The organism is Bacillus sp. SIMBA_008, from assembly GCF_046535495.1.
GTDB classification, from domain to species: domain Bacteria; phylum Bacillota; class Bacilli; order Bacillales; family Bacillaceae; genus Bacillus; species Bacillus subtilis.
In genome coordinates, this window is record NZ_JAWRWL010000253.1 from 1 (window position 1) to 296 (window position 296).

Sequence of the window (296 nt, forward strand, 5' to 3'; positions counted from 1 at the left end):
ATAAAGACAAAAATTTCCTTGATGATGAGCATGAAGTGATTGCAAAAGTGCTCCAGCAGCCGAATTGCTTAGAAGTGACCATTTCTCCAAACGGCAATAAAATTATCGTTCAAGCAGAGCGGGAATTCATTGCTGAAGTGGTAGGGGAAACAAAAATTGTTGTAGAGGTCAATTCAAGCTGGAAAGAAAAAGATGATCATGAGTGGGAAGAAGAGGTGGATGAGGAGTTAGAAGATATTCATCCAGAATTCCTAGCGGGTGATCCAGAAGAGTAATTCATGACTAGGGCGCATATC

Annotated in this window: 1 pseudogene; it reads left to right on the forward strand. The window is 40.9% G+C overall.

The annotated features are described in order from the left end of the window. Positions 1-275: pseudogene (cotE, locus tag SB658_RS23065) on the forward strand (outer spore coat protein CotE); the annotation flags it as partial. Between the last annotated feature and the right edge of the window lie 21 nt (positions 276-296).